Source organism: Haladaptatus sp. CMAA 1909 (assembly GCF_043952005.1).
GTDB lineage: Archaea > Halobacteriota > Halobacteria > Halobacteriales > Haladaptataceae > Haladaptatus.
Map to the genome: position 1 here is coordinate 95626 of NZ_JBIOAV010000004.1, position 13980 is coordinate 109605.

Below are 13980 nucleotides of genomic sequence, written 5' to 3' on the forward strand. Positions count from 1 at the left end.
TCAGTGAATGTACTCGGTGAATGCTACACTGTTCACTACTATTGTGATCAATTGGTTGCCCGTGTTTAGCGCGTTTCGTCCGTCTCAAGCGTGCGTACAACATCACGGAGGTCGAAAAGGCGAAGGTCGCTACGATCGGCGGCGGCTTCTTCCACGGATGGCTTGAATCCCGACCGGCTGAATAACGCGTATTCATACGACGGATCGCCGCCCGTCTTCGGTGTCCAGTCGATGTACTCCACCGTCTCTTCGAGAGTGTTGAGGATATCATATCCGAGTGGAGTGTTTGTGAACTTGACCTCACCGACGAGGAGTTTCGATGCGTCAGTCGGGGCGACGACATCGATTTCACGTCTCTTGTACCACCACTGACTCGGCACTCGTGTGAACGTACATTCGGGATACAGTTCAGGGAGTGCGTCGTGACAGAGCTCTTCAAACGTCTCACTCACGAAGTCCGGCAACTCCGGTTCGATGAGATCCTCGTATGCATTTTCGCCATAGAGCTCATACTGACCGCCGCGGCCGTACAGATATCGGAAGTAAAAACGAAAGACGGGATCCCGGATTTTGTATCGTGTTCGTTTGCTTCGGGTCGGGTCAGCGAGTGCTGGATGGTTTTTTTCGATGATCTGAAGCGTCTCCAAGCGGTCGAAATAATAGGATGTATTGGTGCTCTCAACTCCGGCCCCTTGTGCGATTTCGTTTCTGCTCCGATTTCCGCTCGCCATCGATTCCAACACCGAGAAATACGTATTCACCTCACTGAGTTCCATTTGGAGCACCGTTTCTGGCTCGTTGTGAAGTGACCCGTCCGGATCACACAATAGTCGCGTGATGTTCTCTCCTAGCGATCGTGATGCGTCGAGCGGATCTAAATAGCGCGGTGTCCCACCGAAAACACCGTACACGAATACGCGATCTTCCGGGTTGTATCCCGGAACGAACTCTTGAACTGACCTGAAAGGGAGCTGTGTGAGTTCCATTCGACCGTTCGGTGTCTGGGAAACACGACCATATAGCGGTGCACCGCCATCGAGCAGATACGTGTGGATCATTCCGATCGCTGACCCCGTAAGGACGAGCGTCGATTGACTGTCGTCCACGCCGGTATCCCACAGGTGTTGCACGATAGAGGGGAGGCTCTCGTCCGATTCGATGAGATAGGGAAACTCGTCGATAACGATAATCGCGTCTCGCTCAACGAGGTGTGTGAGGAGCGGTTCCCACTCCTCTTTGACGGACATGATGCCGGGAAATGGTGATGCTGCTGCTTCGGCGAAGCGGGAGAGTTGGGTCGTAGGAGTTCCTTGGATAGCCTGATAGTAGACGACGTCGTTTCGATCGATAACCGATTGGCGAACGAGTTCGCTTTTCCCGATCTGTCGACGCCCGTAGACGATTGCGAGTTCCGCCTGCTCGCTATCGTACAGCGCTTCGAGTCGGTCAAGTTCCGTAATGCGATTGACGAACCGTTCCATACGTGCTATAGAAATACGGGGTATGTATGTGCTTCGGAATTAGTGATGAAACTATTATAGTCTGAACTCTAATAGCCTCGATCCTATTCTGTACGTTCTATCAGGCTCGAACGTTCGATGGTGTCGTCGTTCTCCGATTCATCGCCGTAGTACCTCTAGTTTCGACGTTAGCGAAGTCCGGACTTGGCGGGATGTAATGGCCTCACGCCTCCAGCGACCGAACTCGCGATAACCCATCCTTTGTGACGAGTTGTGAAGTGGACAGTTTGTCCCATCGACCGCCTTTCATGGGTCAGCAAAAGGTCAGTCACTGATATCGAACTGGTAAAACTGTCTGAAAGACAAGATCGGATGTGGGGTAGAAGGCGTCTATCGGCAATGTACCGCCGGATTACTCCGGAACTGTGGTGTGGTAGTAGCGGACCGTCCGGATGCCTTGCGATGGTCGTCCGTGATGTTGGAATCCACTCGGAAAACGGGGCGTTTCACACCGGATTGGACATCCTTTCCGCCGTTCGACTGACCACCGATCAGGCAACAGGGACCCCCAACGGTGGGTCGCCGAGCGGTCAGGAGTGCGGAAAAACAGGACCGGTTTTCATCACGTCCCCCGACAGACAACAAAACTCCTTTACAAAGCCCACACCAATGGGTAGCAACGAGAGCCGAGCTCTATACAACACTATGCAAGGACAAAATCAACAGCAGGCATACGACCGAGGCACCTCGATTTTCTCACCGGACGGCCGACTCTACCAAGTCGAATACGCTCGCGAAGCGGTCAAACGGGGCAGTGCCTGTGTCGGAATTCGGACGACTGGCGGGGTGGTGCTCGCAGCCGAAATCAATACCCGATCACCGTTGATGGAATCGTCGTCGGTCGAAAAGCTCCATAAGACGGACAAGCATATCGGGATCGCATCCGCAGGCCATGCCGCTGACGCTCGCCAACTAGTCGACAAGGCACGTCAGCATGCACAAGTCGAGCAGTGGCGCTATGATCAACCGATTAGCGTCGATACGCTCACCACCGCGGTCTGTGATGATATTCAAGAACATACGCAGAAAGGTGGCACACGACCATTTGGTGTCGGGCTTCTCATCGGTGGCATCGACGAGGGCGAACCGAAACTCTTCGAAGTAACCCCGGCAGGAACGGCGTCCGAATGGCGGGCAACTGCAATCGGTGCGAGGAGTGAGGACCTGCAAGCCGCTCTCGAAGAACAGTATAAGGCCGATATCTCGATCGATAGCGGCATTCGCGTCGTTCTGCAGGCATTTAAAAGCGTGAAAGACGATGAGCTGTCGGCAACGGACGTCAGTGTCGCAACCATCGACACTGAGTCGAACCGGTACGGGATGATAAATGAGGAAACGGTCGTAGACCACCTTCGCGATCTCTCGACGGCCGATGAGTGAACACGGGTAGTGGTTCGTTCCGGCAACACGGTTCTCTCATGGCTTCTTCCGCGGTTTTGGACTGTAGGACGGGACGTTTTCGAGGAACGTTTGTGGTTAGTATGAGCTACTAACCGGAGTATGCTCTCGACCAGAAACCCGACGGTCCACGCATCGCAAACGGGACACGGTCGTCGATAATTGCAGTGCCGTCGCTTGGAACCCGCGCTTCTCCAACTATTCTGTCCCGCTCCGGACAGGGATCGTAGTCAGTCGCCTCTCAACGGCATCTCGTATCCATACGGACCGGCACGATTCCGTCCTGTTCGGCGGGTCGTAGTACTCGGCTGCCTCCAGTCCGGATTCCTCACGTACCGGCGAATCCGATATTTCCTCACTCACAGCATTCTCTAACTCCGAATCGAGGATTTTCTCCGATAACTCGTCCTAGTTTTCGGGAGATGGAACGAGATGGTGTAGTAGAACTCGGACACGCGCTAGTTAGTATAGAATTCTAACCACACGGTCGGCGTTCCGAGTGTCCAACAAAGAAGCAATCTTGTCGCAGCGTTGCCACAGTAATCGTTAGAACTTTTTACTCACATTTTCTTGCTGCATCTGATTAATCATCTCGGTGACATTTCCGCCGAAGAACTGCAAGACGCACTCGACAACGTGGACGAGAAGAAGCCGACACAGCGGCTGTTAGCGGCAATTGCGTACAAAAACGGTGTGACGCAAACCGAACTCGCCGAGTGGCACAACGTCGAACGACGAACGATCTACAGCTGGCTCAAGCGACTCGTTGGTATCGAGTCGCTTGAGCACGCCGTTACTGATGCTTATCGATCCGGAAGGAAACGCAAACTCTCAAAACCACAACGGAACGAGTTCGAATAAACCGTCTACGAGTCGCCGACGAACATGGGTATCGACGCACCGGCGTGGACGCCGGCGCTCGTTCAGCGCTATCTCGAAGAAACGTACGACGTGGACTATTCGACTCCGAGTTGTCGACGGTTACTGAAAGAAGCGGGATTGAGCTATCGAAAGCCTCGCCGAACGGCCGTCGAAGTCGATGTCGACGAGCGAGATGAGTTTCACGAGCAACGCAAAAAAAGCGGCAGGAAATGGGTTCCACGATAGTCCGGATCGATCCAAGAGCTGTGTGCACATCGAGCCGCGACCGCCCGGGAACCAAACGGCTTACGGCCCGCTGTCACGCTCTCTGGGCAGTATGACGGACGTATCTCCCGAGTACGATCCGGGTTCTCGGTGATCTCACACTCTCTCTTTCTCTCTCGATTCCAGGAGCGCGTCATCGCCGACCGCACGAAACGTTTCATTCTCGGATTATGTGATGATTCCTGAGACGAATTGATAAGTGTCCCCGACGATGGCCGTATTTTCCGGCGTCGACTGTCACGGACGTGGCGGTCCGTGACGACCTCCCCTTTGCGGCGTTACCGTCGTACTCTCCCGAGATGAATCCTGTCGAATGGTGTTGCGACGACCTCGACCGTCGTAGTAATCGGTTCTTTGATTCGCTAAACGAGCGTCCGTCAGCGATCGACGTTTCGAACAGATTTCGACATCGAAAAACGAGTAATTACTTTTAACAACCACCGTCGATTCGATGTCACAGACCTCCGTCCCGACACCGTCAAACGTCAGAACACGCCGGCACGTCGTTCGAGCGGACGGTTGTAACACAACTATCGGTGTTATTCGCCGGTCGTCGAACAGGCACATCCACCCCGCTGTAATAACGACGTTACTTCGTACTGTGTCTCACAGTCGTCACAGTAGACGGAGACGGTCGTTTGAACGTAAAAATCGCCCAGGGAGAGCAAGTCGTTTCCTTTCAGTTGTGACAATTTCCGTTCGACGACGGCCGTCGTTCGACCGATGAGACGGTCGAAACTGGACCGGGCCTTTTCGCGACTGCCGCTGACGTCTTTGCTATAGGTCGCCTCGCGAACGTCTTTCAGGTACGTCCGAATCGCCTGATACGTGACGAAGTCGCTTCGGAGCACCTCCATGTCGACACCTTCTTGACGGAGTCTGGTTTCGGTTTCGGTCCTAGTACCGCTACTGACCTCGTCGTCGGTGAGGAGTCGATAGACGTTTTCGACCTCTCCCTCCAGCGGGTCCATGCCTGCTTCCATCATACTGACCCCGAGCAGGCGTTGATTGAACACCGCCGCCAGCGTGCGGAGGCTATCCCGTTCGACGTCACGTCCGGTCCATCGCTGCTCCAGTTCGTCACCGATGTCGTCGAGGTCGTACTCTTCGATGAGTCGAACGACTTTCGTCCGGCGGGCGACCGGTCGGTTCGACGAATTCGAATTGGTCATTATCTTATACGTTCAGCTACAGGCTAAAGTAACTCCCGACCCGGCCCATCGAACGCTCTTTTAGAACGCTGGTGTGCACCCCCAGTCGGGGTTTGACGATACTGAACGATATCGCGTGGTGCGTTCGTCCTCCCCGGACCGAAAACACCCTCTCACTGCGCGAATATCGACGGCTCGACTGGTATTGCGGCGTTCTTCGAAGTTCCCTCACAGCCACTACCGATTGACAGTAGTGAACTGCCCGCCCGTAAATTCGCTGAGAGTAGGGGTTCGCACGGAATACGGTTTCACGACCTCGGAGAGCAGTGAAACCGCCGGTTGGGTCGCATCGATCAACTCCGTGACGATGGGAGCGATGGTAGTACTCGGCGATTCGAAGTGTTCGATGCGTGTGGTCGAGTAGGGTACATGTCCGACTCGACACCTCTTTCACCGATGTCCGCCGACCCTCCGACAGACAATGCGACTCGCACTGCTAGGCGGCACTGGAGACTTCGGTGAAGCGCGCTCCGCTTCGGACGGGACACGGACATAGAACTGTCGATCGGCTCCCGCGGCGCCTGTGAACGATGGCGGGTCGGATACACTGTCGAATTTCGGATGGATCTGCTGAAAAGTAGCACGATGTGAGCATTAGACACCGAATGGACCGAGAAATTTGTCCCATCGAGTGTGATACGTTCGCTCGGGGTGAACGCGGTGGAGATTTTCGCTCAATCTTCCCGCATGTTTATTGAAATATGTTTAGGAGAAAACTTATGGTGCTATTACCATAAATATGCTTCAATGTCCCCCTCACGACGAACGTTTCTCAAGTCGACAGGTCTCTCGCTCAGTAGCGGGATGCTCGCGTCGGCTGCCGGATGTCTCACCGACTCATCGGCGGGCGGCAACAGTAATCCAACTGAATCAACCACGTCGAACCAGTCGGGCGGGACCGATGCGAGGGATTTCACACGGTGGTTCCCGGATCCAACGACGACCCCGCTGCGAGACGGCTACGGGATCCGGTATTTCGACATCGCAAGCATCCGTGCCCGGAAAGATTCCATCCACGAGAATTCCTACGCCCGACTCAGGTCCCAGATGTTGCGCCCCGTTCCCGGTGAATACGTCGATGAAACCGCTGTCGATGCCACAGTAGCGATAGACTTCGTCATGCAGTTGGCCCTCGGGTCGTTCGACCCGGAGGCGATAGGAGAGAAAATCACTACCGACAGGCAGTCATCCGCAACGACGTCGGCGCGAAGTTCCACAACAGCGACGCGAACCACCCGGCCGGAGCCGGAACGCTACAAGGGGTTCGACCTCTACGGGACGGAGTACGTTTATGCCGTTTCGAAGGACGCGCTGATGGTGGTGTCTCCGATGGTCGATGGCGACGCAGTCGAGTACACGAAAGCTATCATCGATACGCGGGCCGCGAAGGCGAACCAGTACGCTGACAGCAACGGGTATGTTGCGGCGATGCTCGGGGTCGTCGACGCCCCCCACGCGCTCTGGTGCTATCCGGAGGCGATGGACGGGTCAACGTCGCGGGGCTTCCGGAAGGACGTCATCACGGGAGAGATCAAATCGTGGCGATTCGGGGCCGAGACAACCCACCTCACATGGGCGAACACCTATCCCGACACTGAGACGGCCGAGAGCGGCGAACTGACGGAGTATATCGAAGCTGAATCCGATCGATTCGGTGCGTACGAAGGGCTCGATGTCAAAACCGAAGGCCGGATGGCCTGGACCGACGGCACTATTCCGACCGGGGAATTCGATCACCTGTCACCACGCGGTCCGGGGGACAGTATCACCACCTCCCACAAGTCCCGTCGCAATCCCTTCTGAGGGCTACCTCGAAGACCGCCCGATCGGTCGATCGAAGTACTCGGCGATATTCGCACCCGCCGAAAAAGTGATCGAACCGATTGCGAGCTACTACCGTCCGGGGGGTTCGTGAAAAATCGGCTGCCGAGGAATACCGTTTTCGCATTTCCGGATTCGGTGTCGTTTAGGGGGCCGGAACCGGTGAATCGTGATCGCGTCCGGCATCACGCAGTCGCTCTTGTTCGGCCTCGTCGAGGGGTTCGTATTCGTTCGCCGCGTCGAGAATGTCCGGCACCAGGTTCGGATCACCGGCGCTCGGGATGGTGGTCATGCCCTGCGAGAGCGCATAGCGGAAGCAGTCGACGAGTTCCTCCTCCGTGTCGTACGGTTCATACCAGGTCTCATAGGGGCGCTCGTCCTCGGAGAGCTCATCGGGCCACGATCGTTTCGCGAAGCCTTTGATACACAGGGTACCGAGGCCGCGCTCCTGGGCGAACTCGAGTACGGATCGGTAGTTGTATTCGGGACCTTCTTTCGAGTCGAGTGTGTAGTTGAACGGAAACATCACTGATTCTAGTTCGGGGATGCGCTTGATGCTGGTGCGAATGATGCTCGGATCACCATGGCTTGTCAGACCGATATGGCCGATAAGCCCCTCTTCTTTCGCTTCCTTGAATGCCTCCAGCGCGCCCGGATCGTGATCGCCTTGAGACATCTCTGGCTGATAGTCGCCCGTGATAGTGTCCAGTTCATCATAGCGGGTCACTGCGTGGAACTGATACAGATCGATGTAGTCCGTATCGAGGCGCTCCAATGACTTGTGGAGTTCGCCCCAAGCGCCGTAGTAGGTGCGCTCTTGGGTCTTACACCCGAGGAAGATTTCGTCGCGGTGTTCGTTCAGCTTGGGGGCCAGTTTCACTTCGGCGTCACCATAGGTAGGAGCGACGTCGAAGTGATTGACACCCGCATCGAGAACGTCCTCCACCATCCGATTCGCGTCGTTTTGTTCGAGGAAATTCAGTGCGATGGCGCCGAACGTCAGAATCGAGCTGTCGTGACCGATGTCGCCGAGTGGTCGAGTTTCCATGTGTCCGAAACGGTGGGAGGTCACAAAATTCTATGCTCGCCGTCGGGACAACGTTACTCTCCACTCTGTTTCCGAATATCCCTATTGACAGTTTCCGAATACCCCTGTTGACAGAATGGATTCACAATCGCCCGGCACACCAATATTGCCAGTAAAAGCACCTGATTGAAGAACTCTATTGAATACTGGCAACGATGGTTTTCTCACCGATATACCAAATGGTATACCGTTCCGTGGAATACTGGCAAAAGCGGAGGGGGTACTGGCAAAACTGGCAGTCCTGGCTGAGAGATACTGGCGGAAGTGGAGAGGGTATTGGCAGTACTGGTTGTATCGGTTCCGCGTTCAATCGAGAATGCGATTCCGCTCGGCAGTTTCTCGAATCGAATCTAGTCCGCCAAGTTCGCTTTCGAGTGCATCTAGTGCCGATGAGAGCGAGACGTCGAGTTCGTACTCGTTGTAGTTACCGCGTCCTCCCGAGGAATCGACAAGTCGCAGAATCCCGTGTAAACTCAAATCGGACAAGTGATCGTGCACTCGGCGACGTTTCAGCGGATCACTTCCGTGATTGCGGAGAACCTCGCAATAGCGCTCGTAGATTATTTTTGTACGCTCCGGTGTCTCACCTCGTGCCGCCAGTTGACACACCGTTAACAACACGTATTGTCCTTGTCGAGTGAGTGAATGCATCCCCTCAACGACCTGCTGACGCTGGATTTGATGTTCGGCCTCTCGGACGTGAGTTTCCGTGATCAGTGTTTCACCCTCATCCATCGCCTCGTTCTCCGCGATATCTGCTGCCTTCCTCAACAATCGGAGTGCCTGTCGAGCGGAGCCCGAGTCCTGTGCCGAAAAGGCTGCACACAGTGGAATCACGTCCGACTCGAGCACATTATCGTGAAGCGCAAGGGAGGCACGTTGCCGGAGGATGTTCCGAAGCTCGGACGCGTCATAGGGTGGAAAGAGGATTTCTTCTTCACAGAGCGTATCCTTTACCTTCGGACTCAGATTGTCTCGGAACTTGAAGTTGTTGGAGATGCCAATAACGCCGACTTTCACATCGAGATCGAGTTGGGAGCGAGCCCGCGGGAGTTCGTACAAGATGTCGTCATCACTGCCGATATTGTCTATTTCGTCGAGTACGACGAGAATCGTCCCGCCGATAGATTCGAGGTCGTCGTAGAGTTCGTTAAAAATACGTTTTTGTTGGTATCCAGTTTCACTCATCGGCTCTCGATGGGACGAAACCGTGGTAAGTGGGTGGGTCGGTGAGCGTATCTCGTTCACCAGGTTCACCGCGACTTGGTAGGAAGTAGTACAACCGGTGCAGTTGAGTTCGATAATATCGAGATCGACATCGTCATACTCCCCGGCGGATGCTTGGAGTTCCTCGAGAAGATCGTGAGTAGCAGCAGTTTTCCCGACCCCCGTAACACCATAGAGAAAAACGTTGTTCGGTTGCCACCCTTGAATGACAGGGCGGAGGGTAGCTGCATATTCATCGAGTTCCTCATCCCTTTCTTCGAGTGACTCCGGTTGATAATCATCCCGGAGAACGTCCTTGTCTCGGATGATGAACGATTCTCGATTAAATCGGCCCATGTGAACACTCATCGTGAGTGACGGTGATATAACCACTGGTTCCAGTATGACCACTAAACAACCGTCAGTACCAGTACCCAACCGTCAGTACCAGTACTGCCAATAATTGCTCGGCTTATAAACCACACACACTCCACTATTGCCAGTGAAATTTGTGTAACGGTTGGTGGGGTGTCGATCCGGGTTCTAGCTAACGAAGGTTTTAATATAGAGTGCGTAGAACCATATCCGTACTGTGGAGTACTGTATACTATATTTCTAATAGATCAGTTATATTCGGTTATATTCGGATCCTCACCAGATTTGAGCTATAATGGTTCTCACCGCCAACTGCCTGTGCCCGTTCTTCTCTCTTACTGGCAATAGTGGAGTGAGAGAGGTATTTAAAAGAATCCGATACTGGCAACACTGGCAACACTGGCAACACCGGTGAACACCGCAACGCCAACAACACCGCCAACACCGCCAACCCCGGCAACACCGATAAACGTCGACAATGTCAACAACACTGAGAACACCCAGAGCACCGGTAACACCGAGAATACCGACGACGGTGATATCCAAACTACCGAGATCCCACTCCTCATCGGTTTCCCGATCGAAACTGACCTTCATCTCCGAAAAATGACGGCATGAATCATAGAACTCGAAGCCGCTACTGAATCAGACTCCTCGTGAAATCCCGATCGGTAAAATCGCGATTTAGATGATCACCACGATTATCATCTATTGTTCTCGGTGGTCGTTTGGCTCCACCGCGTTTCGGTAACCGAAAGAAGGAATTGGACACGTTACGATCGAAATTTCAACGCGATACTGCCGACTTGAGCGTGGTTTTCCGCTGTGATTCGCCGTGCGAACGATGACGTCGCCCCGGGCGCAAGGCCCTCCACTCGATCGACGAGGTGATCTATCGCGTCACGCCGTGTTTCGACTGCGTCTCGTTCTGACTGGACGCGTGTGTTCGCAACCATTCCTCTGCATGTTGAGTTGTGAGGACAAACCGGTGTTGGTATGGCTCTTTCGATGGGATACTGAACTCGCCACGAAGCGCAGAAGTCGAGACCGCTGCTCTCAATGCATAGAAAATCGACTCGACAGCCTCCAACCAATTCTTATCACCATGACCCTACTCACCTATTTGTTTCCGCCGTATTCGTAACCATACCGGTTCACTCGGACGGCATGTGAGCGCAGGGGTTGGCGACAACTCTGTATCAGATGTTGCTTCAAATCGCACCGATCGGAGCAGTGTCGCAAGCGTGAGGCGTAGTTCGAGGAGTGCAAACCGACGCCCGATACACTGCCGCTCACCACCTCCGAACGGGAAGTACGCGAACTCCGGGTGTGTCTCGGACATCTCCGTCCAGCGATCGGGTTGAAATTCATGTGGATCGTCATAGTAGCGCTCGCTGCGATGGATCGCCCACTGAGGGAGGACAACCCGAGTTCCCGCCGGGATATCGTACCCGGCAACTGTATCTGCGGTCACTGTTTGGCGAAAGAGTGTATATGCAGGTGGATACAGTCGGAGGGTTTCACGGATTACACGGTCAGTGTATGGAAGATTCGTTTGCGGTGAAAGACTCTCGGGCTTTCGAACTTCGTTGATCACCCTCTCTTGTTGCTCAGGATTGGTCGCCAACAATCCGAGAGCGTATGTCAGCCCGATCGCAGTCGTTTCGTGGCCAGCGAACAGCATCGTCACAAGGTGATCACGGATTTCAGTATCTGAAAGCGACCCTGCTTCTTCGGCCGACAGTAACGTCGAACAGAGATCAGTCCGTTCATCGGTACTCGTTGTGTTTTCTGACTCTCGTCGTCGCCGGAGGATTTCGTCAATGACGTCGTCGAGATCATCGGTTGCACGCTGATACCGGCGATTCGTCGGTGTCGGCACCCAAAGTGGGAGTTCCATGGGCAGTTTCGATGGTTTGAACCGCTCTGTGATAGCATCTGCAGCGGTGGTAATCACATCTGTTTCTTCAATACCGTCAGCACCAAACATCGTCGTCGCGATGATGGATAGCGTGAGCTGCGTCGCTATGGTATGCGCGTTGATTCGCTGGCCGTCTTTCCAGTCGCTGAGTTGGTGTTGTGTTTGCTCACGCATATCGAGCGCATAGGTGGTGAGCTTGCCTGGATAAAATGCAGGCTGGACGTGCTTACGACCGCGTTCCCAATTTTCGCCAGACGCAGTGAGCAATCCATCTCCTAGTAGCTTACCAAGGTCGTTGAGTTCACGAGGATCTTTTTGATACCGGTCTGATTTCTCAACGAGCACTCGTTTCACGAGGCCGGCATCGGCAAAACAGACGAACGATAGCCCGGGAATCGAGACGCGAAATACGCGGCCATACGTTTTTGGTGCTTCTTCGAGAAATTGAAATGGATTTTGTCCGATCTCAAGTGCACTTCCGAGCAGTGGGAGTTGACCAGCCGTGGGAATTGACCCGCTCATGGTTCTATGTTGGGTCAGAATTCCAGAGGACTTACTGCCGGTTGCAACTGGGTGTTTATATACTATCAAGAAAATATGATCCTAAATGGAGTATATCCGGGCTCGGATTGGGATTCCTGAATCCGAAACGTCAATCACAAATCTCGCCGCAGCTGACGGTATTGAAGCCGTACATCTGTTGGCTGGTGGCGTTCTCGATACCGATACGCCGACGTACACGCTCTCGATTACGGGACCTGAGAAGACGGTTCGACAGGTTCTCAAGGCTGATCCTGATGTTCTTGCGTGGGAAATCTCAGGTTCCGATACGGAGGTTGTGTATGTCTACGTCCAATTTCATGCTCCGCTTGAGGTTAGATTGCTCCGAGAGCGGTTTACGAAAGACAGCCTCATTGTCCTTCTTCCGGTGACATTCTATCCTGACAGCGTCGAACTCACCGTCGTGGGCGCACAATCTGACCTCTCCTGCGCTATCAAAACACTTCCATCGATATTTGATGCTACCGTCTGTGAAGTCGGCACCTACCGAAATGGCATCCACCGTGGTCAGTCACTGACCCAGCGGCAGCGCGAGGTTCTAAAAGTCGCCTACGATTTCGGGTACTACGAACGGCCGAGTGAAACGAGCCATGAAGAGATTGCCGACGTACTCGGTTGTGCACCCAGTACAGTTGGAGAGCATCTACAGAAAGCCGAGAAACGCCTTGTGAAGGAGGTATTCACGTAATCTTGGTCTCGGAAGTCGATGCTTTTCACTAATACGTTTCTGCGGTTATTTGATTTCATCGTCAATATAAAAATCGTAACGTCCACATCCAACTCTCGGCGTGCTGTTGATCTGCTGGTGCAGTTCGAAGTGACCGGCGAATACGACGGATCACCGATTGTGACGGCAAACACAGTGCTCACGCTGCTGAAACGGACTGGAATCGGCTAGGAACACTGTTTCAGAACGACGAACGCCGGGTGAGCAGCGGCGGCTCTGGTTCGAATCGTCTTTGATTCGTCCAATGGTTAAAAGAGTGACTAGAGATGGCATCTGTGGTTCAGTTTGCGACATTTGTCGAGGGGGTGATTGTCCCAAATAGTGCATTCTGGGACTGTTATTACCTATGTAGTCTCATCTTCTGTGTCTGTGGTTTCATGTATCGTTATACGATTTATGAACTTCTAAATCGCTGTTTTCGTGCAGTAGACGAGTTGTAGCCGGAAAATACACAGGAAGTGGTGGTGTGCGACTCACTTTCTAATCGGAAGTGCAACTACCCCGGGCCTACCATTCAAACTGATGCGTGAACGTTCTAATCTCTTAATCCACTATCGGAGGGAGAACAATGCAAAATGACCCCGAAGGAATTTCGTCTTCTCCATTCAGACATTTAAACGGACAATCGGTTTCGATGCTCATACTCAACAAAGAACCGCACAGTGAGGATCGAGACAAGGACCCTCGAATAGAGAAACGTGGGTGGATCGGTGTTCGATCGTAGAGGCGAAAGAAACTTCCGTCTCTTCGGCGTAGAACGATCACATCAGGTGATTTTCTGTGAGGCATCGGTTGGCTGGCAACGTTCCCGGTTTGCCGTCGATGCCGCCGATACGGGTCGCGGCGGGCGAAACAGCTGACAAAATCAACGGCGAGTAGTCTTGGATGTTTGCTGCAAAGATGTCGAAAGAAGCTGCCTCTCGACGTTGTCGCTTTTGATTAGCAAAGCACTGAATCATCGGCTGCATTCCCGTCCAGACCAACCGAGAAACACGATCTTATGAACG

The 13980-nt window shown here is 53.7% G+C and carries 9 protein-coding genes and 1 pseudogene; 4 read left to right on the forward strand and 6 right to left on the reverse strand.

Translation table 11 applies throughout. The features are described from left to right. Positions 1-65: 65 nt before the first annotated feature. On the reverse strand, positions 66-1481 hold the full coding sequence (locus ACGYLY_RS25145; RefSeq protein WP_395285506.1) for an ATP-binding protein: 1416 nt from the start codon (positions 1479-1481) through the stop codon (positions 66-68). 684 nt (positions 1482-2165) lie between these two features. Between ACGYLY_RS25145 and psmA the strand changes: the two genes are divergently transcribed. Together psmA and ACGYLY_RS25155 are read left to right on the forward strand one after the other, a co-directional pair. Next, positions 2166-2900, forward strand: coding sequence for an archaeal proteasome endopeptidase complex subunit alpha (gene psmA / locus ACGYLY_RS25150; protein WP_395285671.1), 735 nt, complete (start codon positions 2166-2168; stop codon positions 2898-2900). A 600-nt stretch (positions 2901-3500) separates the two neighbouring features. Next, a pseudogene (locus ACGYLY_RS25155) lies at positions 3501-4498 on the forward strand (IS630 family transposase). 105 nt (positions 4499-4603) lie between these two features. Here the strand turns inward: ACGYLY_RS25155 and rdfA are convergent. Then, positions 4604-5236, reverse strand: a complete 633-nt coding sequence (gene rdfA / locus ACGYLY_RS25160) for a rod-determining factor RdfA (protein WP_395285507.1) — start codon at positions 5234-5236, stop codon at positions 4604-4606. Positions 5237-6022: 786 nt separating this feature from the next. Here rdfA and ACGYLY_RS25165 point away from each other — a divergent pair. Then, positions 6023-7078: a hypothetical protein gene (locus tag ACGYLY_RS25165; RefSeq protein WP_395285508.1), complete on the forward strand. Its 1056-nt coding sequence runs from the start codon at positions 6023-6025 to the stop codon at positions 7076-7078. Positions 7079-7241: 163 nt separating this feature from the next. Here ACGYLY_RS25165 and ACGYLY_RS25170 read toward each other — a convergent pair whose 3' ends face one another. From ACGYLY_RS25170 to ACGYLY_RS25180, 3 genes are all read right to left on the reverse strand, one after another. Next, a complete protein-coding gene (locus ACGYLY_RS25170) occupies positions 7242-8144 on the reverse strand; it encodes an aldo/keto reductase (RefSeq protein ID WP_395285509.1) in 903 nt (300 codons plus the stop codon). Positions 8145-8489: 345 nt separating this feature from the next. Beyond that, positions 8490-9746 (reverse strand): Cdc6/Cdc18 family protein, encoded by a 1257-nt coding sequence (locus ACGYLY_RS25175; RefSeq protein WP_395285510.1) that lies wholly within the window; start codon positions 9744-9746, stop codon positions 8490-8492. A 1129-nt stretch (positions 9747-10875) separates the two neighbouring features. Then, positions 10876-12207 (reverse strand): cytochrome P450, encoded by a 1332-nt coding sequence (locus ACGYLY_RS25180; RefSeq protein ID WP_395285511.1) that lies wholly within the window; start codon positions 12205-12207, stop codon positions 10876-10878. A gap of 85 nt (positions 12208-12292) precedes the next feature. On the opposite strand from ACGYLY_RS25180, the gene ACGYLY_RS25185 reads away from it, so the two are divergent. Beyond that, entirely contained in the window at positions 12293-12934 is a 642-nt protein-coding gene (locus ACGYLY_RS25185; RefSeq protein ID WP_395285512.1) for a helix-turn-helix domain-containing protein, read from the forward strand. Positions 12935-13734: 800 nt separating this feature from the next. Here the strand turns inward: ACGYLY_RS25185 and ACGYLY_RS25190 are convergent. Then, a complete protein-coding gene (locus ACGYLY_RS25190; protein ID WP_395285513.1) occupies positions 13735-13956 on the reverse strand; it encodes a hypothetical protein in 222 nt (73 codons plus the stop codon). Between the last annotated feature and the right edge of the window lie 24 nt (positions 13957-13980).

Bases quoted from the DNA above. Each gene is read 5' to 3' on its own strand.
- rdfA (WP_395285507.1), bottom strand. From the start codon at position 5,236: ATGACCAATTCGAATTCGTCGAACCGACCGGTCGCCCGCCGGACGAAA.
- ACGYLY_RS25175 (WP_395285510.1), bottom strand. From the start codon at position 9,746: ATGGGCCGATTTAATCGAGAATCGTTCATCATCCGAGACAAGGACGTT.
- ACGYLY_RS25165 (WP_395285508.1), top strand. From the start codon at position 6,023: ATGTCCCCCTCACGACGAACGTTTCTCAAGTCGACAGGTCTCTCGCTC.
- ACGYLY_RS25170 (WP_395285509.1), bottom strand. From the start codon at position 8,144: ATGGAAACTCGACCACTCGGCGACATCGGTCACGACAGCTCGATTCTG.
- ACGYLY_RS25185 (WP_395285512.1), top strand. From the start codon at position 12,293: ATGGAGTATATCCGGGCTCGGATTGGGATTCCTGAATCCGAAACGTCA.
- psmA (WP_395285671.1), top strand. From the start codon at position 2,166: ATGCAAGGACAAAATCAACAGCAGGCATACGACCGAGGCACCTCGATT.
- ACGYLY_RS25145 (WP_395285506.1), bottom strand. From the start codon at position 1,481: ATGGAACGGTTCGTCAATCGCATTACGGAACTTGACCGACTCGAAGCG.
- ACGYLY_RS25180 (WP_395285511.1), bottom strand. From the start codon at position 12,207: ATGAGCGGGTCAATTCCCACGGCTGGTCAACTCCCACTGCTCGGAAGT.